Source organism: Aeromonas sp. ASNIH2, from assembly GCF_002934795.1.
GTDB lineage: Bacteria > Pseudomonadota > Gammaproteobacteria > Enterobacterales > Aeromonadaceae > Aeromonas > Aeromonas caviae.
The window spans coordinates 1,911,181-1,932,456 of sequence record NZ_CP026406.1; the positions used below are offsets into that span (position 1 = coordinate 1,911,181).

Consider the following 21,276-nt stretch of genomic DNA (forward strand, 5'->3'; position numbering starts at 1 on the left):
CCGGGACGATGAGGTTGACAACCATAAGACCCGCCCCGGCCGAGTTTTATTTCACACAGAATTACATGAGTTGGTAAAGGGGCAGTGCCTTGGCCATGGTACCGGCCAGGAAGAGCACTACGAACACCAGCAGAGGAACGATCACGTTTGGCACCATTAGACTCACTCCATGAGCAGGACAGGGCCTCTAACTATGGAACAAGGTCTGCGGCGCCTCCAATGAATTTTTTTCGCGAGCGCAAGCGTATTCCAGAGTTGCAAAGAGTGATCGGGATCACACACAATCCGGCCCCCGCTTGCTGCCGCTCTACCGCGGAGTAGGCTGCCTCCTTTTCCGGATTCAACCACTGAGAGTCACGCCATGAGCCCACTGTTCGCCATCGCCATCACGACCGGGATCCTCTCCGCCGTCTGGGGTGGACTGGCCGCCGCACTCGGTCTCATCTCCTGGGTCGGCTTCCTCGGCTGCACCAGCTACTTCGCCTCGAGTAGCGGTTACAAGGCGCTGTTGCAGACCCTGCTGTGCAACACCACCGGCATGCTGTGGGCACTCCTGCTGATCCACGGGGAGACCTGGTGGGGGGCCGGCATGGCGGGTTATCTGATGACAGGGGTGGTGGCCACCCTGATGTGCGTGCAGGCCAGGCAGCAGTGGCTCGCCTACATTCCCGGCACCTTCGCCGGTTGCTGTGCCACCTTCGGCGCCGCAGGCGAGTGGCGGCTCATTCTGCCCTCCCTCATCATCGGCGCCCTGTTTGGCTATCTGATGAAGGCGAGCGGCCTCTGGCTCTCCCAGAAGACTCTCTCTACCAGCGGTGTCAGCGACCCGGCCTGAGGCCGATTCTGTCGGAAACCAGAGGGGCGGCCCGTCATCGACGGCCGCCCCTCTGTCATTTATCCCTTCGACTTGAAGTTGGCCGCCTCGATGCCGTGCCGATTCAGCAGCTTGTAGAAGTCGGTGCGGTTTCTCCCCGCCATGTTGGCCGCCAGGGTCACATTGCCTTCCGTGGTGCGCAGCAGCCGGATCAGGTACTCCTTTTCAAACTCGGCCCGCGCCTCGTTGAACGAGGGAATGCCGCCACCGCCGCCACTCAGGGCCGACTCCACCATGGCCGCACCGATCACCGGGCTGCAGCAGAGGCTCGCGAGCTGCTCCACCACCCCGCAGAGCTGGCGCACGTTGCCCGGCCAGGCCGCGGCGGCCAGCAGGGCCAGCGCCTCAGGCGAGAAGCCGAGGGCGGCGCAATCGGGGTGACGGTTGCGGTAATCGTCCAGCGCCTGACGGGCCAGCAGGGGGATGTCCTCGCTGCGGGCGCTCAGAGGCGGCAGAGTGATGTTGGCCACGTTGAGGCGGTAGAAGAGATCCTCGCGAAAACGCCCCTCTTCCATGGCGGTCACCAGATCCTGATGGCTGGAGCTGATGACCCGCACCTCGGGGGTGCCCTGACCATACTCCGCCAGCACCTGGAGCAACTTGGCCTGGAGTGACTCCGACAGATCCCCTATCTCGTCGAGGAAGAGGGTGCCGCCTTTGGCCTCGGCAAACAGGCCGGACTGGCCATCCTCGCCAAACAGCTGCAAGTCCAGCGCGGACCAGGGCAGAGCCGCACAGTTGATGGTATGCAGCGGCTTGTCGCGGCGGTGGCTGGCCTGGTGCAGCACCTGGGTCATCACCCCCTTGCCGGCGCCGGAGGGGCCCAGGATCAGCACGGGCACGTCCATGGTGGCGATGCTGCTCGCCTGGATCAGCAACTGCTCCATCTGCGGGTTGCGGGTCTGGATGAGGGACTGCCACTCCTGCTGCTGCTTCGGACGGGTCAGGCTGAGAGCATGTTCTATGGTGACCAGCAGCTCGTCCTTGTCGATGGGCTTGGTGAGGAAGCTGAATACCCCGGAGCGGGTCGCCTGGATGGCGTCGGGAATGGTGCCGTGGGCGGTCATGATGATCACCGGCATGCCGAGCCACTGGGACTGGATCCGCTCGAACAGCGCCAGCCCGTCCATGCCCCCCATGCGCAGATCGCTCAGCACCAGGTCGGCCCGTTGCTGGCGCAGCCTGTCCAGCGCTCCTTCGGCGCTGTCGGCGGTATCCACCTCGTAACCCTGGCTGCGCAGGCGCATGCTCATCAGCTTGAGCAGGCTGGCATCATCGTCCACCAGCAGAATACGGCTCATGCTCTCACCCCCTCTTGGCGAAAAACGCGGTCATTATGGCGCGGTCCGGAGCTGTCATGGCTGACCTCCCCCATTGAGCTTACGCTGGTTGAGCTGCTCGTCGATGGCGGAGAGCTGCTCTATCTGCTGGCGCAGACGCTTAACCTCCTGACTCTGATCGTCGCGGCGGCTGTCTCGCACCAGCAGCTCCTCCCCGAGGGCGATCCAGCTGCGCAGGAAGGCCTGGGCATCGAGACCGAGCTCCGGCAACAGAGCCTTCAGCTGATCCAGCCCGGCCCGGCGGCTGGCCACCGATTCGGACGGGTGGGTGTTGACCATGGCCAGGCTGACCCGGCTCTCGAGGTCGGTGGCGCCGGCCAGTCGCTGGCGCTCCTGCATCCGCTGCTGGGGATGGCTGGCCAGCAGCCAGTCCGAGTATTGCAGGCGCACCTGCATCTCCTTGTTGGCAAACTCCATCCGCCTGGCGATCGCCTCCTGGGAAGGCTCGGTGAGGCTGGTAGAAGGCAGCAGGGAACAGCCAGCGAGCAGGCCTATCATCAATACGGGAATCACAAATCGTTTCATCTTGAATGTCACTTCAGATCCTGGTGGGGAACAGGCACCTGCCCGCTCCTCTCAATATTCGGTGTCAAGGCGCCACCCGCACCTGCGGGGTCGCCGCCACGCCCGTCAGCTCGGGCGCACGTTCAAATCCAGCCGGAAACAGACATCCGCCTGGGCATCCTCGATGAGTCTGAGCTCGCCGCCCAGGCTCATGGCAGACTCACGGGCAATGGAGAGGCCCATGCCGGAGCCTTTCAGCAATCCCTGGCGCACTATGCTGCCCTGTTCAAAGGGCTCGAAGATGCGCTCCCGCTCGTCTGGCGGGATGACAGGCCCTTCGTTGGCCACCTCCAGCCAGCCGCCGCCCGCTCCCGCCCCGGCGCGGATCCAGATCTGTCCGCCCCTGGCGCCATAGCTGACCGCGTTGGAAAATAGATTGTCGAGGATGAGTCGCAGGCGGTAGGGCTCTGCCCGCAGGCTGATGGGCTCGGGCGGCAAGTGTACACTGATTTGCTTGGATTCCAGCGCGAGCCGGTACTCTTCGGACAAGTCTGACAACAAGGGCGCCAGGGGCACCTCGGACAGGGTGAACACCTCCTGCTGGCTGAGGCGATTGAAGTCGAGCAGCCGCTCGATCAGGGTCTGCAGACGGCGGCTGTTCTCCTCCAGCATCTGGCAGATCTCCTGCTGATCCCCGTTGAGGGGCCCCACCAGCTGCTCCGAGAGCAGATCAGCCCCCTCCCGCAGCACGGCAAGGGGGGTTTTCAGCTCGTGGGATACGTGGCGCAGGAACTGGTATTTCTGCTGTTCCAACTCCTTGAGCTTGTCGTGCAGCCAGCTGATCCGCTCCCCCAGCAGCACCAGTTCGGCCGGGCCATCCACCGGGCGCTGATCCGGCTCGACACCGGCGCCCAAACTCAGGATCCGCGACTCAATCTGACGTACCGGGTGGATGATGAGGTAGGTAAAGAGCAACACCAGCAGCAGGCTGAGCCCGGCCACGAAGCCGCTGACCCACCAGATCTGCTGTTTCAGCTCCACGATGGCGCCCCGCATGCGGGTCACGTGATCATCCACCTGGCTGCGGGTGACCACCTCCAGTTGCTGGTTCAGTTCGTTGAAGTCGGTGAAACGGGGGCTGGTCGCCTCCTGCCTGGCCTTGCGCAGATCCTGCAGGCCGTCGAGCCAGACCAGCGTCGCCTCGAGATCTCCGTAGACCTCGGCATCCGGAATGGAGTCCTGATGGGTCGCGAGCAGTTCCCGGTAGCGCACCAGCTGCTGCCGATAACTGGCCAGGATGCGGTCATCACCCAGGACCGCATAGCGGCGCAGGGTGCGCTCCAGATCGATGGCCTGGGTGGAGAGCAGCGTCGCCCGGCGAGTGTCCCGCACCGCACGTTCCATCTCGTCGCTGGTGAGCTGGCCCAGGTGGGAGAGAGCCTGACTGTCGTGCCAGATCATGCCCCCCAGGGGCATCAGCACCAGCACGAAGCCCATCAGTACTACCTGGAGCAGGGAGCGGGGCCGAACCTTGGTCATCTTCTGCGGTCTCGATTCGTCATGGGGGAGCCAGCATATCCGCACTGCCCCAAAAAGCAAAACCGGCCATAAAGCCGGTTTGATTGCTCACCGAGGCCGGATTCACGCCAGGCCGACGGACGCCACACAGATGACAATGATCATGGCAAGGGCCCCTGACGCGGCCAACAGTGCCCATTTCATTTCTACGCTCATGCAAACCTCCTTTCTGCCAATCAGCGTTGGATCACAACAGATAACGACATGTTAATTCATAGTGAATCCCATAACCGTGAGCTGCGTATATATTTCAGACGAGCCCAACCCAAGGAATGGAAAGCATGTTTTACCTCTGTAGCATTGGATCCAATATCGACCCCGCCCTGCACGTCAGTCAGGTCGTCGCCGAATTGCTGGCCCGCTTTGGTCGCCTTCACCTGAGTTCCGTCATCCAGACCAAGCCCGTGGGCATGCATTCGCGCCACGACTTCCTCAACTGCCTGTTCGTCGTCCAGAGCGACCTCTCCCCCGTCCAGCTCAAGGCCGAGTTTGTCACCATGGAGCTGGCCCATGGCCGGGATCGCAGCAACCCCCTGTGCAAGGTGGCGGACAGGCCACTGGACATCGACATACTGGCCTGCGGCGAACGGGATGACTTCGCCGAGGCCGGGGTGGATGCCTACCTGGGGGATCTGCTGGCGGAGATGTATCAGGGCGGCAGTGTGGACTCCGGCAAGGTGACCCTCGGCCTGCCGGGCAGCAAGGTGTTTGCGAAGCAGCGCATCGGCCAGGCCCCCATCCATCTCTGCCAGCAAGACGAGGCCCTGCTTCCCGGCAACGGCCACCCCGGCCCCCCTTCCCGGCACGCCGCCATCCGGCACCCTTGAGCCGTTCACACACATGAGGCGCCCAAAGGCGCCTCATGTCATGGCGGCCCGCCTTGCCCTAGATGACGGCGAGGGCGCGCCCCCCGTCCACCCGGATGCTGGCCCCGGTCATGTAGTCGTTCTTCATCAGCATCTGTACCGCCTGCCAGATGGGCTCCAGACCCCCTTCCCGTGCCAGCGGCGTCTTCGCCAGCACCTGCTGGCGCCAGTCATCCCCGTGCTCGTCGAGAAACAGGATGGGGCCAGGCTCTATGGTGTTGACCCGCACGGCGGGTGCCAGTTCGCGGGCAAAGCTCATGGCCAGGGAATGGGCTCCCGCCTTGGTGGCCACGTAGGCGGCAAACTGGGGCGCCGGGGCATGGATGTAGATATCGGTGATGTGGATGATGCCCCCGTTGGGCTGGCGGGCAAGGGCGGGGGCCAGCGCCCGGTTGAGCTGGAAGGGAGCCGCCATGTGTACCCGGTAGAACTGATCAAACTGGGCCAGCTGCACCGCAGGATCCGCCGCCTGGGGCTCGAAGGCGGAGGCATTGTGGATGATCAGGGCAAGATCCTCATGGGCCGCCAGCGCCGTCACCACTGCGCCCACCTCCTCTTCCCGGGTGAAGTCCGCCTGTACCAGCTCGACGCCCACGTCTCGCAGACGATCCAGCTCGGGCCGTTCGCTGCGATAGCTGCCCGTCACCTGCCAGCCAGCGGCCACCAGCTGCTCGCACAGATAGAATCCCAGGCGACGGCCACAGCCCGTTACCAATGCACGCATACCCTCTCCTTGTGGTTGTCGCCCTCCCCGATCCATGCAGGATCGCACGGAGGGCCCATTCATCGGCCATGACCTATCGATGTCCGAGGCAAAACCCATTGGCCCCCTGTCACGGTCACCGGGCATAGTGGCCCCATCGACCCCCATGGAGCCACCATCATGCTACAAATTCGCGATCATATGCAGCCATTGACCCACTCACTGCACCCCTGCCTCGGTCTGGCCGAGGCGCTGGACAGACTCCATCGGGCAAACCTGGGGGGCCTGCCGGTACTGGATGACCATCAGCACCTCGTCGGATTTCTCTCCGAGCAGGATTGCATTCCCGCCCTGCTCACGGGCAGCTATCACTGCGACACCCGTACTCTGGTCGAAGATCTGATGAGCCGGACCCCGCTGTTCGTCTCTCCTGATGACAACATCGTGGATCTCGCCCGCCAGATGGCCGGGGCCAGACCCAAGGTCTATCCGGTAATGGAGGGAGGCAAGGTGACGGGCATCATCAGCCGTCGTCAGGTGATGCAGGCCCTCAACACCCAGATGAAACAGTGTCAGGCAACCTGAGTCAGGCCACCTCGCACACGTTTCATGCCGACTACCCTCCCGCCCACAGCCGGCGAGTGGCTGGTCCATCCCGCCCGACTCTGCCACGGGGCGGCCTGTCGAGGCAGCGCCGCCCTCCTCCCACCGGCACCGTTCGTTTGTCCCCTCCCCATTTCAGGGTTTGCCATCCGTGGTCGTCTCTAGTTAGATAGGTGCCGGTCACAGTCCCTGCCGGATGCGACCCCGTCCCGAGTGCTCAGGAGATGTAACGTGCGACGCTTGCTCGTATTCTGCTTTCTGCTGCCCTGCTGGCTGTCAGCTAGGGAGTTGGTCATTGGTGGCATCCAGGAGCCCCCTCTCAAGTGGCTGGATGCACAAGGACACCCTCGCGGGCTGGATGTGGATCTCGTCACCGCCATCTTCGGCACGCTCCATACCCCCATCAGGATTGAGCTCATCGATTCGGGAGCCAGGCTCACCCGCAATGCCGAAAGCGGCTTCTATGATCTGCTGCTGGCCCACTCCTACAAACCGGAGCGGGAGGCCTATCTGCTCTACCCCAAACAGGCCCATATGCTCCATAGCTGGCACTTCTTCATACGCAAGGAGTCCGCAGGCCTGATCCACTATGACCATCTGACGGATCTCAAACCCTGGCGTATCGGTGTCACCCGGGATTTCTCCTATACCCCCGAGCTCGCGGCAGCCATGACAGACCCGAGCTATCACTTCCAGGAGATCCCCATCAACCAGCTGCAACTGCGAAAACTCATTGCCGGTCGTATCGACGTGGTGCCCATGTCCCTGGTCACCGCCTTCACCCAGATAAGAGAGGAGGGACTGGAAGGCAAGCTCGACTACCTGCCAAAACCCCTCAAGACCAGCCCCTACTTCAATGCCTGGACCCGTTCCCGGGCCGATGCCGACACCCCGGCCCTGATGGCCGCCTATGATGCCGAATTGCTGCACATGAAGCGGGACGGCCGGCTCAAGGCCCTCTACGACAAATATGGCATCCCCTATATCGAACCCTGACCCACCGGTCAGGGTGTCATTGCCCACAGGGTCGAGTTCTGCTGCGCGAACAGGGTCTCGCACGGGAGAGGGATCTCTACGCCCCCCTCAGACCACCCGACTCAAGGCTTCACATCCCGCAGGATCGGGTTTTGCAGCGAAATCAGCGTCTCGGTGGACTGGATCTCGTCGATGGTCTGGATCTTGTGGATCAGTGCCGTCTGCAACTCGTCGATGGAGCGGGTCATCACCTTCATGAAGATGCTGTAGTGGCCGGTGGTGTAGTAGGCCTCCACCACCTCGTCCAGCGCCTGCAGTTTGGCCAGGGCCGACGGGTAATCCTTGGCGCTCTTGAGGTTGATCCCGATGAAGCAGCAGACGTCGTAGCCCAGCTTCTTGGGGTTCACCTGCACCCGCGTTCCCTCGATGATGCCCGCCTGCTTCATCTTCTCTACCCGCACGTGGATGGTGCCCGGGCTCACCAGCAGTTGTTTGGCCAGCTCGGCGTAAGGCAGGCGCGCATTCTCCATCAGGGCGGTGAGGATGGCCTGATCGAGATTATCGATCCGATAATTTTCTGACACTTTTTTGCGCTCCTTTTAATGATTCATCATTAATTTATGGCTTATTTTGAAGAAAAAAACACACAAAGCCTATTTCAATTATCGAATATTGAATTTAGTCGGCATTATGTTGAAGAATCACCGCATTCAACGGATTCACGACAGGTAATTCAGCATGAAACAGCACTACATCCGCAGCCAACAGCAGATCAGCTTCGTCAAAGAGATGTTCTCCCGCCAACTCGCACTGCAACTCGGCCTGATGGAGGTACAAGCCCCCATTCTGAGCCGGGTCGGTGACGGCACCCAGGACAACCTCTCCGGCTGCGAGCATGCAGTGCAGGTCAAGGTGAAAACCCTGCCGGAGCACAGCTATGAAGTGGTCCACTCCCTGGCCAAGTGGAAGCGCCAGACCCTGGGTCGCTTCGGTTTCGGCCCGGGTGAAGGCATCTACACCCACATGAAGGCACTGCGTCCGGACGAGGATCGTCTCAGCCCCATTCACTCCGTCTACGTCGACCAGTGGGACTGGGAGAAGGTGATGCCGGGCGAGCGCCGGGATCTGGCCTATCTGCAGGAGACGGTGCGCAGCATCTGGGCCGCCATCAAGGCCACCGAGCGCGCGGTCTGTGCCGAGCACGACCTGACCCCCTTCCTGCCGGCGGATATCCAGTTCCTGCACAGTGAAGAGCTGCTGACCCGCTACCCGGACCTCGATGCCAAGGGACGCGAGCGCGCCATCGCCAAAGAGCTGGGAGCGGTCTTCCTCATCGGTATCGGTGGCGCCCTCTCCCACGGCGAACGCCACGACGTGCGAGCCCCGGACTACGACGACTGGAGCAGCGAGAGCGAGCTGGGGCTGGCGGGTCTGAACGGTGACATCCTGGTGTGGAACCCGGTGCTGGAAGACAGCTTCGAGATCTCCTCCATGGGGATCCGGGTGGACGCAGAGGCGCTGCGCCGCCAGCTCGCCATCACCGGGGATGAGGATCGCCTGCAATATGACTGGCATCAGGATCTGCTGGCAGCACGCATGCCGCAAACCATCGGCGGCGGCATCGGCCAATCCCGTCTGGCCATGCTGCTGCTGCAAAAAGAGCACATCGGTCAGGTCCAGGTCGGCGTCTGGCCATCTGAAATGAAAGCTGCCATCCCAGGCATGCTGTAACGAATTGATTTGATTGCATCTGTCCTCCTATCGCGGCAACACGGCGCGGGACAGACGCGATAGCGAAGCTGGTCAGCCGGGGTGGAGAGCGTATCCCGACTGACTGTAAGGCGGGCATGGTCGCTGACTGTGCCTGCCGACCCTGGGGCTTGCCCCTGCGATCCGCTCAACCAACGTCAGATCGCATCGAATACATTCCTCCCGGCAATCTTCGGATTGCCGTTTTTTTATGCAGGAAATCGGTACTCGAAACCGGCCCCGATCTGGCGCTGCCGCGGCAGCACCGCCTTCCGTTTGCCGGTGCAGTGGCAGGCAAACAACCGCTCCACCGCCTCTTCCTGCAGATAGGCTCCGAGCACCACCGCCCGCTCTGGGCCGGAAAACTTCAGATGCAGGCCGCCGATGACGGCGTGGATCCGCTCATCGCCACACACCTCCTTGGCCCACTCGATGATGTTCTCGGCCCCGGCGTGACCACAGCCGATGAAGACTATCAGACCCTGCTCGCTCTTGTAGACCAGCGCCGAATCATCGCTGATGAGGTCTTTCTCCACTCGCCCGCCCCGCACCATGTAACCAAGCAAGGAGGGTTTGGCCTGCTCCCGTCGCAGTATGGATCCCAGGAACACCAGCCGCTCGGACAGCCATACCGGCTCGGCCGAACAGTGAGGGAGCAGCCCTCTCGTCGCCAGTTGTCGCGGATCCAGGTCGCCCGAGAGGCGGTAGAGGTTGTAGCGTCGGGGCAGCAACGGCAGGAAGTAGCCCCGCTCATTGAACACATCCGGACAAGCGATCAATGGAATGGGATCGGAATAGATGGGCAGGGAGCCGATGCCTCCCACATGGTCGTAATGACCGTGAGAGCGCACCACATGGGTGAGAGAGGCGAGATCGATCCCCATCACGGCGGCGTTGTGGCACAGCGCCCGGCCACGGCCGCTGTCGAACAGCACCCTGAGGCCGTCACACTCCAGCAGCAGCGCCAACCCTCGCTCGGGCAGACAGCCAGGCAGATGAACGTCGTCATCCACCAGCACGGAAAACGTCAGCATCTCAATCCCTCAGAAAACAAAACGCAGGCACGAGGCCTGCGTTTTTCATCGACAATCCCATTACTGGGTCATGGTGAGGCCGTTGCTGTCGGCCCCCAGCCGCAGTGTCTTGCCCGGGATGACCCGACCGCTGAGCAGGGCCTGGGCCAGCGGGTTCTCGACCTTCTGCTGGATCGCCCGCTTGAGAGGGCGCGCCCCGTAGACGGGATCGAACCCGGCATGAACCAGCTTGGTCAGCAGCTCCTCGCTCACCTCCACCTCGAAGCCCTGGGACTCCAGACGGCTCATCAGGCTCTTGAGCTGGATGCGGGCGATGGACTTGATGTGCTCCTCACCGAGCGGGTGGAACACCACGGTCTCGTCGATCCGGTTGATGAACTCCGGGCGGAAGCTGCGGGTCAGCACCTCCATCAGCATGGCCTTCATCTCGTCGTAATCCTTCTCGGAGTGGTGCTCCTGGATGAGATCAGACCCGAGGTTGGAGGTCATGATCACCACGGTGTTGCGGAAGTCCACGGTACGCCCCTGACCGTCGGTCAGGCGGCCATCGTCCAGCACCTGCAACAGGATGTTGAACACGTCCGGGTGGGCCTTCTCCACCTCGTCCAGCAGGATCACCGAGTAGGGGCGACGGCGCACCGCCTCGGTGAGATACCCCCCTTCCTCGTAACCCACGTATCCCGGAGGCGCCCCCACCAGACGGGCCACGCTGTGTTTCTCCATGAACTCGGACATGTCGATCCGCACCATGGCGTCCTGGGTATCGAACAGGAACTCCGCCAGCGCCTTGCACAGCTCGGTCTTGCCCACCCCGGTGGGGCCGAGGAAGAGGAAGGAGCCGATGGGGCGGTTCGGGTCGGACAGCCCGGCACGAGAGCGGCGAATGGCGTTGGAGACGGCGTCCACCGCCTCTTCCTGGCCGATCACCCTGCTGTGCAGCTGATCCTCCATCCGCAGCAGCTTCTCCCGTTCCCCTTCCAGCATGCGGGCCACCGGAATGCCGGTCCAGCGGGCCAGGACGTCGGCGATCTCCACGTCGGTGACCCGGTTGCGCAGCAGGCTGGTCTCCTGCATCTCGGCCTGGGTGGCGAGATCCAGCTGTTTCTCCAGTTCAGGGATGCGGCCGTACTGCAACTCGGACATGCGGCCCAAGTCCCCTGCGCGGCGCGCCACCTCGAGATCCTGACGGGCCTGCTCCAGTGCCGCCTTGATGTGCTGGGTCCCGGCGAGGGCAGCCTTCTCGGCCTTCCACACCTCTTCCAGCTCGTTGTATTCCCGCTCTTTTTCCGTCAGCTCCTGATTGAGCAGATCGAGGCGCTTGCGGCTGGCGTCATCGTCCTCCTTCATCAGCGCCTGCTGCTCCAGCTTGAGCTGGATGATGCGCCGCTCGAGCCGGTCCAGGGATTCCGGCTTGGAGTCGATCTGGAGCCGGATGCTGGCCGCCGCCTCGTCGATGAGGTCGATGGCCTTGTCAGGCAGCTGGCGATCCGCGATGTAGCGGTGGGAGAGCTGGGCCGCCGCGACGATGGCGGGGTCGGTGATCTGCACATGGTGGTGCAGCTCGTAGCGCTCCTTCAGGCCACGCAGGATGGCGATGGTGTCCTCCACCGAGGGCTCCTCCACCAGCACCTTCTGGAAACGGCGCTCCAGCGCGGCATCCTTCTCCACGTACTGCCTGTACTCATCGAGGGTGGTGGCCCCGACGCAGTGCAGCTCGCCGCGGGCCAGGGCGGGCTTGAGCATGTTGCCCGCATCCATGGCACCCTCGCCCTTGCCGGCGCCGACCATGGTGTGCAGCTCGTCCACGAAGAGGATGACGCTGCCCTCCTCCTTGGCGAGATCGTTCAGGACAGCCTTGAGGCGTTCCTCGAACTCGCCGCGATACTTGGCACCGGCCACCAGGGCCCCCATGTCGAGCGACAGCACCCGCTTGTTCTTGAGCCCTTCCGGCACTTCGCCATTGATGATGCGCTGGGCCAGCCCCTCGACGATGGCGGTCTTGCCGACGCCGGGGGCACCGATCAGCACCGGGTTGTTCTTGGTGCGGCGTTGCAGCACCTGGATGGTGCGGCGAATTTCGTCATCCCGGCCGATCACCGGGTCGAGCTTGCCGAGTTCTGCCCGCTCGGTGAGATCGATGGTGTACTTCTCCAGCGCCTGGCGATTCTCCTCGGCGTTGGCATCCTCCACCTTCTTGCCGCCACGGACCTTGTCGATGGCTGCCTCGAGTTTTTCCTTGGTCAGCCCCTGGGCACGCAGCAGCTCGCCCAGCGTCCCCTTCTCGTCCAGGGCCGCCAGCACGAACAGCTCGGACGAGATGAACTGATCCTTGCGCTGCTGGGCCAGCTTGTCGCAGACGTTGAGCAGGCGGCCGAGGCCGTTGGAGAGCTGTACGTCCCCTTCCACCCCGCTGACGCGGGGCAGGCGATCCAGCTCCTCGCCGAGGCGCGAGCGCAGGGTATTGATGTCGAGCCCGGTCAGGGTGAGCAGCGGACGAATGGATCCGCCGTCCTGATTGAGCAAGGCGCTCATCAGATGGACGGGTTCGATGAATTGGTGGTCACGACCCAGTGCAAGAGACTGGGCATCGGAAATGGCAATCTGGAATTTGCTGGTCAGGCGATCGAGGCGCATTGCACTCCCCCTTCAAGACAGACGCCGCATGCGCGGCAACAACATCGCTTTCTGACAAGGAAGATGTGGTCTTGAAGGGCAATTTCAAGGGGTGGCTGTTTATTTTTTCCTCAATAGTGGTGACCGGGGGAAAACGACCTCGCAATGGCAGCCTGCACCCTGAGCCTGCTCGGCAGCAAGACATGGTCGCGGAGGGCCATCACCAGAGAGTGAGGAGGCGCTTGCGGCCACTCGCGAGCGCCTCTTCGGCTATTTTTCCAGCCACACAAGGGAGGCCATGCGACCCGTCTGTCCATCGCGGCGATAGGAGTAGAAGCGCTCGCTGTCGTTGAAGGTGCAGTATTCGCCGCCATAGATGGCGGTGACACCGGCGCGGGCGAGGCGCAGTCGGGCCAGCTGGTAGATATCCGCCAGCCATTTCCCTTCGTTGAGGGATGGCACGAATGCAGTCGCCGCTTCCGCCTGCTCCGTCATGAAGGCCTCACGCACTTCGCCACCCACTTCGAACGCGGCGGGACCGATGGCCGGGCCCAGCCAGGCCAGGATCTCGCCAGGCTCGCAGCCCATGGCGGCGATGCTTGCCTCCAATACGCCCCCCTGCAGTCCGCGCCAACCGGCATGGGCCGCCGCCACTACGGTGCCTGCCCGATCGCAGAACAGCACCGGCAGGCAGTCGGCAGTCATCACGATGCAGGCCTGCCCCGCCTCATGAGCACAGGCGGCATCGGCATCCGGTACGCGCTCATAACGGTCGCTCACCGGATGGACGGCGATGCCATGTACCTGGTTGAGCCAGTTGAGAGTGCCGGGGATCCCCGCCACCTGCTGCAGCCGGGCGCGGTTGGCCTCGACCCTGGCCGGTTCATCGCCCACATGGGCCCCGAGGTTCAGGCCGGCAAAGACCCCTTCGCTGATGCCGCCGTCCCGGGTGGTCGAGAGAGCCCTGACATTGCCCGGCGCGGGCCAGTCGGGTGCGATCCAGTTCATCTGTGGCTCCTTTCGTTCATATGAAAACGGGGCCCCTTGGCTGCAACCAGTCAAGGGGCCCCGCGTCAGATCATGGAGGGCAGATTACGGCAGGAATCGTCGCAAGGCCGCCCCCGGGATCAGTTCCAGACCAGATCGTCCGGATTGGCCAGGGTATCCGCCCGCAGCACTTCCATCAGCGCCACCATGTCCTGCGGCGTGGGGGAGTGCCACTCCATCACTTCACCCGTGATGGGGTGCGCCAGCTTCAGCATGGTGGCGTGCAGCGCCTGACGGTGGAAAGCGCGCAGGGCCTCGGTCAGTTCGGGGGTGGCGTTGCGCAGCAGACGCAGACGACCGCCGTAGGCGGGATCCCCCACCAGCGGATGCTTGATGTGGGCCATGTGGACACGGATCTGGTGGGTACGGCCGGTCTCCAGCCGCAACCGCAGACGGGTGTGACCACGGAACTTCTCGTGCACCCGGTAGTGGGTGACGGACTCGCGCCCGTTGGGCACTACGGCCATGTGGGTCCGCTGGGTCGGGTGACGACCGATGGGGGCATCGACGGTGCCGCCGGCGGTCATGTGACCGATGGCAATCGCCTCGTACTCACGGGTGATCTGGCGTGCCTGCAGGGCTTCCACCAGGTGGGTCTGGGCGGGAATGGTCTTGGCCACCACCATCAGCCCCGTGGTGTCTTTGTCCAGACGGTGCACGATACCGGCGCGGGGGACCTCGGCGATGCCGGGGTAGCGGTGCAGCAGGGCATTGAGCACGGTGCCGTCCGGCGTACCGGCGCCCGGGTGAACCACCAGGCCGGCCGGCTTGTCGATCACCAGGATGTGTTCATCTTCATAGACGATGTTCAGCTCGATGTTCTGGGCATCCCAGCGGGTGTCGTCTGCCAGTTCCACATTCACATGTACCTGCTGCCCGGCCACCACTTTCTCGCGCGGGGTATTGGCAACCTGACCGTCCAGGGTCACTCTGTCCTGTAAAATCCACTCCTTGATGCGGGTCCGGGAGTAGTCGGGAAACAATTCGGCCAGGGCCTGGTCGAGTCGTTGCCCGAATTGGTGATCCTGAAATTCGCCTGTCAGTTCAATATGCTGGCTCATGTATGGTCTCTTGAGCGGGGGTATCAATTCGAAATAATCCGGGTATTCTAGCTTTTCTTTTAGCCAAGCATAACGGATACTTTGCCAATTTCGTGGAAATGGACCGGATGTTGTTGATGGGAAAGAAGTCTCACCTGCTGATGTCGCTCGCCTTGGTCGCTACTCTGATCACTGGCTGTTCCAGCACCAAACCCAAGGTTCCCGACGAACCGCCGGAAGTTCTGTACCAGAAAGCCCGCATCAAACTGGATACCGGCAACTACCTCAATGCCATCGAACTGCTGGAAGCGCTGGACTCTCGTTACCCGTTCGGTGCCTACTCCAACCAGGTTCAGCTCGATCTCATCTATGCCTACTACAAGCAGGATGATACCGCCCAGGCGATCGCCAACATCGACCGTTTTATCCGCCTGAACCCGGCGCACAAGAACATCGATTACGTCTTCTATATGCGCGGCCTGACCAACATGGCGGCGGATTACAACTTCTTCCAGGATTTCCTCGGCATCAATCGGGATGACAAGGACCCCTCCTACGCCCGTCAGGCCTTCCAGGACTTCAAGACCCTGCTGCAGAACTACCCCAACAGCAGCTATGCAGCAGATGCCCGTGCCCGCATGATCGGCCTGAAGAACCGTCTTGCCCGCTATGACCTGGGGGTAGCCGAGTACTACGTCAAGCGTGACGCCCTGATCGCCGCCGCCAACCGCGCCAAGCTGATCGTCGAGACCTATCCCGACACGGTGGAAACCGAGAAGGCACTGGAAATCATGGTCAACGCCTATGACACCCTGAAGATGCCGACCCTGGCCCAGCATGCCCGCGAAGTGCTTGCCAAGAACTACCCGGACAACCGTCTCGGTCGCGGCTGAGTAGCGAACGAACAATGAAAAACCGGAGCCACTGGCTCCGGTTTTTTTATGGCCGACGGCGGCACTCCGGGGTCACTGGTGCTTACCCTGCTGCTTGGCCCGCATGATGTTGATGATCTCGATGTCGGTATCCAGCATCCCCTCCCTGGAGAGGCGACCCAGGTTGGCGATGGTCTGGTCCACATCGTCCGAGACGATCCCCTCGCTCTGGGGCACGCGCAGGTTGTTGATGGCCATCAGCGAGGATTTCACCGCCGCCGAGGTGGAGGTGGAGACCTTCATGGAGCAGGCGCTGCCGGCGCCGTCGCAGATGATGCCGGAAACATCCCCAATCATGTTGTTGATGCAGTGGCTGATCTGCTCGAACTGGCCCCCCAGCAGCCAGGTGATGGCGGCCCCCGATCCCATGGCGGCGGTACTGGCGGCACACAGGGCGGAGAGCTTGTTCTGGTAGGCCTTGATGTAGATGGCCACCAGGTGGCTCATCACCAGGGCACGGGCCAGCTGCTCGTCATCGGCCTTGAGGAAGCGGGCGGCGGCGACCACCGGCATGGTGGCGGCAATGCCCTGGTTGCCGGAACCGGAGTTGGACATGGCGGGCAGCATGGCGCCATCCATCCGCGCATCGGAGGCGGCAGACGACAGGCGCATGGCCAGGGTCATCAGATCGTCGGAAAGCAGCTTGCGTTCCACCTGGTCGGTGAGGATCTTGCCGATACGCAGGCCATAGCCCTGCAGCCCTTCGTCCGCCAGCGCCTGGTTCATGGTGGCCGCCTCGCGGATGAAGTCGATCTCGGCCGGCGGCACCTCCAGGGCAAAGGCCACGATCTCCTTCAGGGTCATGGCGGGCTTGTCGGCCTTGGCTGGCTGGATCTGCACTCCGGGGGCGCTGTCCTGCACCATCAACACCTCGCCATCCTTCTCCATCAGCACGATGCGGGTGTGGTCGGTACAGATCACCACCCGGGCGCTGTGCCCCTCCACTTCGGCCAGCACCTCGGCGTAGAGCACGTCGGGCACATCCTTCACATCCACCTCTATGGTGGGCAGCAGCCCCTTGGCCGCCTCGACCTGATCCGGCGTGAGGCTCTTGAGCACCTCCAGCCCGGCATCCGGGTTGCCACCGGTGATGCCGACGGCGGCGGCCACCGGCAGGCCGATCATGCCGGTGCCGGGCACGCCGACCCCCATGCCGTTCTTGAACAGATTGCCGCTGACCCAGACGCGGGTGCGAGTCGGTACCTGCCCCAGCAGCTTGCGGCAGTTGGCCGCCGCCAAGGCGACCGACATGGGCTCGGTGCAGCCGAGGGCCGGCACCACTTCACGCTTGAGCAGGGTAATAAAGTCGGTCCATTGTGCGTTCATTGCGATGTGTCTCATGTTCATGACGCCCGCGTGCGGGCTCGTCATTGTTGTTCGGCCAGTTCCGCCTTGTGATTGCGGATATGCAGGTAAACGGTATGGCGGGAGATGCCGAGCAGCTCGGCCACCAGTTGGGCGGCATCCTTGATCTCGAAGATGCCCATGTCGTAGAGCCGGTGCACGATCGCCTTGTTGCGCACGCTGCTGCCCAGCCCGGGATCCCTGTCCACCTTGGCGATCACCTGCGCCACCAGATCATCCACCGAGCTGGCGAAGGTCTCGGTGCCGTGGGCTGGGGGCACTGCGGGCGGGGCAAAGGTGTCGAGCAGGCTGCCAAGGGGCGTGTCCAGGCTGAAATTCACGCACAGCATACCGATGGGTTTGCCCTCGCGGTTGCTGATGGTGATGGACGAAGACTTCAGCAGGGTGCCCTCCCGGGTGCGGGAGAAATAGCTGCTCCACTGGCTGCCGGCGGCACTGTGCAACTTGTCGAGCGCAAAATCGGTGACCGGCGCTCCCTCCTGGCGGCCGGTGATGTGGCCGTTGGCAATCTTAATGACGGAGGCGTGCAGACTGTCAAAGGCGTGCAGCACCACCTCGCAGCCCGGGCCAAACAGGGCGGACAGCGCCGCCACCGCAGGCTCGAAGCTGGCGATCAGATGGCGCTCTTCATCGGTCAGTGTGCTGGTGTCGCGCAAGGGAGCTACCTCGGTCATGGGGTCATCCGGTCAACGTTGGGTAAGGATATTCAAAGCGGACTCAAATAAAATTGAGCAAATCCGCTTTTTGCGCGGGCATTATGCCCGACTGGTGAGACAACACCACAAAATGTGAGCAAAATCACGACTGAAATGAAAAAAAGGCCCCATGAGAGGCCTTCAAGGTGGTTTTTTGGTGCTTTTGCTCAACTTTAATTGAGCCAGGGCTCGTCAGTCAGTCCGGACAGGCAGGCACCACCGCCTGTCTGTTCCCTGCCACGGTCATCCACTCTGGTCATAAAAAAAGGGGGCCGAAGCCCCCTTTTTGTCTCATCCGGTCAACGCTTACAGCGCCTTCAGGATGGCCTCGACGCTGGCCTTGGCATCGCCAAACAGCATCTGGGTGTTCTCCTTGAAGAACAGCGGGTTCTGGACACCGGCGTAGCCAGTGTTCATGGAGCGCTTGAAGCCGATGACGTTCTGCGCCTTCCACACTTCCAGCACCGGCATGCCGGCGATGGGGCTGCCCGGATCTTCCATGGCGGCCGGGTTGACGGTGTCGTTGGCACCGATCACCAGCACCACGTCGGTGTCGGCGAAGTCATCGTTGATCTCGTCCATTTCCAGCACGATGTCATAGGGGACTTTCGCTTCCGCCAGCAGCACGTTCATGTGACCAGGCAGACGACCGGCCACCGGGTGGATGCCGAAGCGCACCTTGACGCCGCGATCACGCAGCTTCTGGGTGATCTCGGCCACCGGGTACTGGGCCTGCGCCACCGCCATGCCGTAGCCCGGGGTGATGATGACGGAGCTGGCGTTCTTCAGCATGTCGGCCACGTCTTCGGCGTTGGTCTCGCGGTATTCGCCCAGCTCCTGCTCGGCGGTGGAGGCCACGCCGTCGGAGCCGAAGCCACCGGCGATCACGGAGATGAAGGAGCGGTTCATCGCCTTGCACATGATGTAGGAAAGGATGGCACCGGAGGAACCCACCAGGGCACCGGTGACGATCAGCAGGTCATTGGAAAGCATGAAGCCCGCCGCCGCCGCCGCCCAACCGGAGTAGGAGTTCAGCATGGAGACCACCACCGGCATGTCCGCACCACCGATGGAGGCGACCAGGTGCCAGCCGAAGGCGAAGGCGATCAGGGTCATCACCAGCAGGGCGAAGGTGGAGCCACCGGCGTTGACGAAGTGGATCATCAGCGCGATGGAGACCACCACTGCCAGCAGGTTCAGCTTGTGGCGGTGCGGCAGCATCAGCGGCTTGGAAGAGATGAGGCCACGCAGCTTGCCGAACGCCACCACGGAACCGGTGAAGGTCACGGCACCGATGAAGACGCCCAGGAACACTTCCACCAGGTGGATGTTCAGCATGGCGCCGGAGAGGTGCTCGACCTGGGCGACGCTTGCCGCCTGCTCGAACGCCGCCCGGGCGGCTGCCAGGGTCGCATCCAGGTTGGAACCGACGGAGACCACCACTTCAGCGGGGGCGGAGGGGTGCAGATCGATGAAGCTGTTGAAGCCCACCAGCACCGCTGCCATGCCCACGAAGCTGTGCAGCACGGCCACCAGCTCGGGCATCTCGGTCATCTCGACCTTGAGGGCCAGACGCACGCCGATGGCGCCACCGATGGCCATGGCCAGGATGATCCAGTGGACGCCACTGGTTTCCGGGTTGAAGACGGTGGCGAGCAGGGCGATGGCCATCCCCGCGATACCGAACAGGTTGCCATGCTTGGCCGTTTCTTGCTTCGACAGTCCCGCGAGACTGAGGATGAAGAGCACGGCGGCAACGATATAGGATGCTGTTACCAGTCCTTGAGACACGTTAAACCCCCTTAATCCTTACGGAACATCTTCAGCATGCGCTGAGTGACGGTGAAGCCACCGAAGATGTTGATACTGGCAATCAGCACGGCGACAAAGGCCAGCACGGTGACCAGGGTCGACCCTTGTCCAATCTGCAACAGCGCACCGACCACGATGATGCCGGAGATGGCATTGGTGACCGACATCAGCGGCGTGTGCAGGGCGTGAGAGACGTTCCACACCACGTAGTAACCGACCACGCAGGCCAGGATGAAGACGGTGAAGTGGGAGAGGAAGGCGGCAGGCGCTACGGCGGCCACCCAACCGAAGGCGGCGATGCCGAGGGCACCGAACACGAACTTCTTGTTGGAGGGCTTGGCCTCTTCCTTCTTGGCGGCCGGTTTGGCGGCAGCGGGTTTCTGCGGGGCAGCAGAGACGGAGATGGCGGGGGGCGGGAAGGTCACTTCACCGGCCTGGACCACCGTCATGTTGCGCTGCACCACGTCTTCGAAGTCGATGGCGACGTTGCCGTCCTTCTCCTTGCACATCAGCTTCATCAGGTTCACCAGGTTGGTGCCGTAGAGCTGGGAGGATTGGGCAGGCAGGCGGCCCGGCAGATCGGTGTAACCGATCACCTTGACGCCGTTGTCGGTGACATGCAGTTCACCCGGTACCGTGTATTCGCAGTTGCCGCCGGCCTGGGCCGCCATGTCCACGATGACGGAGCCCGGCTTCATGCTGTCCACCATTTCCTTGGTGATGAGCTTGGGTGCCGGCTTGCCCGGGATCAGGGCGGTAGTGATGATGATGTCCACTTCCTTGGCCTGCTGGGCGAACAGCTCCATCTCGGCCTTGATGAACTCTTCGCTCATCACCTTGGCGTAACCGTCGCTGGAAGCGCCATCTTCGCCGCCGAAGTCCAGCTTGAGGAATTCCCCACCCATGGACTCGATCTGCTCGGCCACTTCCAGACGGGTATCGAAGGCACGCACGATGGCACCGAGGGAACCGGCGGTCCCGATGGCGGCCAGACCGGCCACACCGGCACCGATGACCAGCACCTTGGCGGGCGGAACTTTACCGGCGGCGGTGATCTGGCCGGTGAAGAAGCGACCGAACTGGTGCGCGGCTTCCACGACGGCGCGATAGCCACCGATGTTGGCCATGGAAGAGAGGGCGTCGAGGGACTGGGCACGGGAGATCCGCGGCACCATGTCCATCGCCATCACATTGATGTTGCGCTCGGAAAGCTTCTTGACCAGCTCGGGGTTCTGGGCGGGCCAGATGAAGCTCACCAGGGTGGCACCATCCTTAATTTGTGCGATTTCGGCCTCGGTCGGCGCGTTGACCTTGAAGACAAGGTCGGCTTGCCAGACGTTCGGTACCACGCTGGCACCGGCAGCCTCGAAGGCGGCATCATCGAAGCTGGCTCGCAGGCCGGCACCGGCCTCGATGGCAACCTCGAAGCCGAGCTTTTTCAGCTGCTCGACAGTGGCCGGGGTCGCTGCGACCCGGGTCTCACCGGCGAGACTCTCTCTCGGTATTCCAATCTGCATGACTATTCCCTGATGGTTAATAAACAATC

General features: G+C 62.7%; 20 protein-coding genes. 6 read left to right on the plus strand and 14 right to left on the minus strand.

Annotation, left to right across the window (positions count from 1 at the left end; genetic code table 11):
- Positions 1–361 precede the first annotated feature (361 nt).
- On the plus strand, positions 362–835 hold the full coding sequence (locus tag C3F36_RS08920) for a DUF1097 domain-containing protein (protein ID WP_104454924.1): 474 nt from the start codon (positions 362–364) through the stop codon (positions 833–835).
- 59 nt (positions 836–894) lie between these two features.
- On the opposite strand, the gene C3F36_RS08925 is transcribed toward C3F36_RS08920, so the two are convergent.
- From C3F36_RS08925 to cydH, 4 genes are all read right to left on the minus strand, one after another.
- Complete coding sequence (locus tag C3F36_RS08925) at positions 895–2,175, minus strand: sigma 54-interacting transcriptional regulator (RefSeq protein ID WP_045522793.1); 1,281 nt, start codon at positions 2,173–2,175, stop codon at positions 895–897.
- A 54-nt stretch (positions 2,176–2,229) separates the two neighbouring features.
- Complete coding sequence (locus C3F36_RS08930; RefSeq protein WP_039039694.1) at positions 2,230–2,739, minus strand: hypothetical protein; 510 nt, start codon at positions 2,737–2,739, stop codon at positions 2,230–2,232.
- Between the two features lie 105 nt (positions 2,740–2,844).
- Positions 2,845–4,257: a sensor histidine kinase gene (locus C3F36_RS08935; protein WP_010675980.1), complete on the minus strand. Its 1,413-nt coding sequence runs from the start codon at positions 4,255–4,257 to the stop codon at positions 2,845–2,847.
- Between the two features lie 102 nt (positions 4,258–4,359).
- A complete protein-coding gene (gene cydH, locus C3F36_RS08940; protein WP_010675981.1) occupies positions 4,360–4,452 on the minus strand; it encodes a cytochrome bd-I oxidase subunit CydH in 93 nt (30 codons plus the stop codon).
- Between the two features lie 125 nt (positions 4,453–4,577).
- Here cydH and folK point away from each other — a divergent pair, with 125 nt between their 5' ends.
- Positions 4,578–5,123, plus strand: a complete 546-nt coding sequence (gene folK, locus C3F36_RS08945; RefSeq protein ID WP_104454925.1) for a 2-amino-4-hydroxy-6-hydroxymethyldihydropteridine diphosphokinase — start codon at positions 4,578–4,580, stop codon at positions 5,121–5,123.
- A 58-nt stretch (positions 5,124–5,181) separates the two neighbouring features.
- Here the strand turns inward: folK and C3F36_RS08950 are convergent, their stop codons facing one another.
- Positions 5,182–5,886: an SDR family oxidoreductase gene (locus tag C3F36_RS08950; RefSeq protein ID WP_039039618.1), complete on the minus strand. Its 705-nt coding sequence runs from the start codon at positions 5,884–5,886 to the stop codon at positions 5,182–5,184.
- A 159-nt stretch (positions 5,887–6,045) separates the two neighbouring features.
- Here C3F36_RS08950 and C3F36_RS08955 point away from each other — a divergent pair, with 159 nt between their 5' ends.
- Together C3F36_RS08955 and C3F36_RS08960 are read left to right on the plus strand one after the other, a co-directional pair.
- The gene (locus C3F36_RS08955; protein WP_104454926.1) at positions 6,046–6,450 is read left to right on the plus strand and encodes a CBS domain-containing protein; all 405 of its coding nucleotides are present in this window, start codon (positions 6,046–6,048) and stop codon (positions 6,448–6,450) included.
- Between the two features lie 258 nt (positions 6,451–6,708).
- Positions 6,709–7,464, plus strand: coding sequence for a substrate-binding periplasmic protein (locus C3F36_RS08960; RefSeq protein ID WP_234922631.1), 756 nt, complete (start codon positions 6,709–6,711; stop codon positions 7,462–7,464).
- A 101-nt stretch (positions 7,465–7,565) separates the two neighbouring features.
- Here the strand turns inward: C3F36_RS08960 and asnC are convergent, their stop codons facing one another.
- The gene (gene asnC / locus C3F36_RS08965) at positions 7,566–8,027 is read right to left on the minus strand and encodes a transcriptional regulator AsnC (protein WP_104454927.1); all 462 of its coding nucleotides are present in this window, start codon (positions 8,025–8,027) and stop codon (positions 7,566–7,568) included.
- 154 nt (positions 8,028–8,181) lie between these two features.
- Here asnC and asnA point away from each other — a divergent pair, with 154 nt between their 5' ends.
- Positions 8,182–9,174 (plus strand): aspartate--ammonia ligase, encoded by a 993-nt coding sequence (gene asnA, locus C3F36_RS08970; RefSeq protein WP_103243873.1) that lies wholly within the window; start codon positions 8,182–8,184, stop codon positions 9,172–9,174.
- Positions 9,175–9,401: 227 nt separating this feature from the next.
- On the opposite strand, the gene C3F36_RS08975 is transcribed toward asnA, so the two are convergent.
- From C3F36_RS08975 to rluD, 4 genes are all read right to left on the minus strand, one after another.
- Complete coding sequence (locus tag C3F36_RS08975; RefSeq protein ID WP_104454928.1) at positions 9,402–10,226, minus strand: MBL fold metallo-hydrolase; 825 nt, start codon at positions 10,224–10,226, stop codon at positions 9,402–9,404.
- Between the two features lie 60 nt (positions 10,227–10,286).
- Positions 10,287–12,860 (minus strand): ATP-dependent chaperone ClpB, encoded by a 2,574-nt coding sequence (gene clpB, locus C3F36_RS08980; protein ID WP_039039623.1) that lies wholly within the window; start codon positions 12,858–12,860, stop codon positions 10,287–10,289.
- Positions 12,861–13,109: 249 nt separating this feature from the next.
- Complete coding sequence (pgeF, locus tag C3F36_RS08985) at positions 13,110–13,847, minus strand: peptidoglycan editing factor PgeF (protein WP_104454929.1); 738 nt, start codon at positions 13,845–13,847, stop codon at positions 13,110–13,112.
- A gap of 119 nt (positions 13,848–13,966) precedes the next feature.
- Positions 13,967–14,947: a 23S rRNA pseudouridine(1911/1915/1917) synthase RluD gene (rluD, locus tag C3F36_RS08990; protein WP_042864780.1), complete on the minus strand. Its 981-nt coding sequence runs from the start codon at positions 14,945–14,947 to the stop codon at positions 13,967–13,969.
- Positions 14,948–15,063: 116 nt separating this feature from the next.
- Between rluD and C3F36_RS08995 the strand changes: the two genes are divergently transcribed.
- A complete protein-coding gene (locus tag C3F36_RS08995; RefSeq protein WP_039039695.1) occupies positions 15,064–15,819 on the plus strand; it encodes an outer membrane protein assembly factor BamD in 756 nt (251 codons plus the stop codon).
- A gap of 72 nt (positions 15,820–15,891) precedes the next feature.
- Here C3F36_RS08995 and C3F36_RS09000 read toward each other — a convergent pair whose 3' ends face one another.
- The 4 genes from C3F36_RS09000 to C3F36_RS09015 all read right to left on the minus strand — a co-directional run bounded on the left by C3F36_RS09000 (position 15,892) and on the right by C3F36_RS09015 (position 21,247).
- Positions 15,892–17,199 (minus strand): L-cysteine desulfidase family protein, encoded by a 1,308-nt coding sequence (locus C3F36_RS09000; RefSeq protein ID WP_199769682.1) that lies wholly within the window; start codon positions 17,197–17,199, stop codon positions 15,892–15,894.
- A gap of 26 nt (positions 17,200–17,225) precedes the next feature.
- Positions 17,226–17,897 carry a helix-turn-helix transcriptional regulator gene (locus C3F36_RS09005; protein ID WP_104454931.1) on the minus strand — a complete coding sequence of 224 codons (672 nt, stop codon included), beginning with the start codon at positions 17,895–17,897 and terminating at the stop codon, positions 17,226–17,228.
- A gap of 327 nt (positions 17,898–18,224) precedes the next feature.
- Entirely contained in the window at positions 18,225–19,709 is a 1,485-nt protein-coding gene (gene pntB, locus C3F36_RS09010) for a Re/Si-specific NAD(P)(+) transhydrogenase subunit beta (protein ID WP_010675995.1), read from the minus strand.
- Positions 19,710–19,720: 11 nt separating this feature from the next.
- A complete protein-coding gene (locus C3F36_RS09015; RefSeq protein ID WP_010675996.1) occupies positions 19,721–21,247 on the minus strand; it encodes a Re/Si-specific NAD(P)(+) transhydrogenase subunit alpha in 1,527 nt (508 codons plus the stop codon).
- Positions 21,248–21,276: the final 29 nt, after the last annotated feature.

Excerpts from the sequence above, each read along its gene's own strand:
- C3F36_RS08920 (WP_104454924.1), top strand. The coding sequence starts at position 362 with ATGAGCCCACTGTTCGCCATCGCCATCACGACCGGGATCCTCTCCGCC.
- C3F36_RS08975 (WP_104454928.1), bottom strand. The coding sequence starts at position 10,226 with ATGCTGACGTTTTCCGTGCTGGTGGATGACGACGTTCATCTGCCTGGC.
- clpB (WP_039039623.1), bottom strand. The coding sequence starts at position 12,860 with ATGCGCCTCGATCGCCTGACCAGCAAATTCCAGATTGCCATTTCCGAT.
- C3F36_RS09005 (WP_104454931.1), bottom strand. The coding sequence starts at position 17,897 with ATGACCGAGGTAGCTCCCTTGCGCGACACCAGCACACTGACCGATGAA.
- C3F36_RS09000 (WP_199769682.1), bottom strand. The coding sequence starts at position 17,199 with ATGAGACACATCGCAATGAACGCACAATGGACCGACTTTATTACCCTG.
- C3F36_RS08950 (WP_039039618.1), bottom strand. The coding sequence starts at position 5,886 with ATGCGTGCATTGGTAACGGGCTGTGGCCGTCGCCTGGGATTCTATCTG.
- C3F36_RS08935 (WP_010675980.1), bottom strand. The coding sequence starts at position 4,257 with ATGACCAAGGTTCGGCCCCGCTCCCTGCTCCAGGTAGTACTGATGGGC.
- asnA (WP_103243873.1), top strand. The coding sequence starts at position 8,182 with ATGAAACAGCACTACATCCGCAGCCAACAGCAGATCAGCTTCGTCAAA.
- rluD (WP_042864780.1), bottom strand. The coding sequence starts at position 14,947 with ATGAGCCAGCATATTGAACTGACAGGCGAATTTCAGGATCACCAATTC.
- C3F36_RS09015 (WP_010675996.1), bottom strand. The coding sequence starts at position 21,247 with ATGCAGATTGGAATACCGAGAGAGAGTCTCGCCGGTGAGACCCGGGTC.
- C3F36_RS08925 (WP_045522793.1), bottom strand. The coding sequence starts at position 2,175 with ATGAGCCGTATTCTGCTGGTGGACGATGATGCCAGCCTGCTCAAGCTG.
- pgeF (WP_104454929.1), bottom strand. The coding sequence starts at position 13,847 with ATGAACTGGATCGCACCCGACTGGCCCGCGCCGGGCAATGTCAGGGCT.
- C3F36_RS08995 (WP_039039695.1), top strand. The coding sequence starts at position 15,064 with ATGGGAAAGAAGTCTCACCTGCTGATGTCGCTCGCCTTGGTCGCTACT.
- C3F36_RS08955 (WP_104454926.1), top strand. The coding sequence starts at position 6,046 with ATGCTACAAATTCGCGATCATATGCAGCCATTGACCCACTCACTGCAC.
- folK (WP_104454925.1), top strand. The coding sequence starts at position 4,578 with ATGTTTTACCTCTGTAGCATTGGATCCAATATCGACCCCGCCCTGCAC.
- C3F36_RS08930 (WP_039039694.1), bottom strand. The coding sequence starts at position 2,739 with ATGAAACGATTTGTGATTCCCGTATTGATGATAGGCCTGCTCGCTGGC.
- cydH (WP_010675981.1), bottom strand. The coding sequence starts at position 4,452 with ATGAGCGTAGAAATGAAATGGGCACTGTTGGCCGCGTCAGGGGCCCTT.